Origin of the sequence: Streptomyces sp. URMC 126, assembly GCF_051386555.1 — a bacterium.
In the GTDB taxonomy this organism is placed as follows: domain Bacteria; phylum Actinomycetota; class Actinomycetes; order Streptomycetales; family Streptomycetaceae; genus Streptomyces.
Map to the genome: position 1 here is coordinate 1 of NZ_JBPQTX010000971.1, position 263 is coordinate 263.

Below are 263 nucleotides of genomic sequence, written 5' to 3' on the forward strand. Positions count from 1 at the left end.
GACCTGGTGGGCTCCGATGGAGGCGACGTTTACTAACTGGCCGTGGCGCTGGGCCTGCATGACCGGCAGTGCGGCCGCGATGCCGTGCAGGACGCCGCGGACGTTCACATCGATCATGCGGTTCCACTCGTCGAGCCGGAGTGCCTCCAGCTTGGACAGCGGCATCACACCGGCGTTGTTGACCAGGACATCGACGCGGCCGTGCCCGCTGTGGGCGGCGTCGACGAAGGCCCGTACCTGTTCGGCGTCGGTCACGTCCAGAG

Annotated in this window: 1 protein-coding gene; it reads right to left on the reverse strand. The window is 67.7% G+C overall.

The window, feature by feature from the left end:
- Positions 1–263: SDR family oxidoreductase (locus tag ACSNOK_RS34715; protein WP_436784692.1), on the reverse strand; the 263-nt coding region annotated here is incomplete at both ends.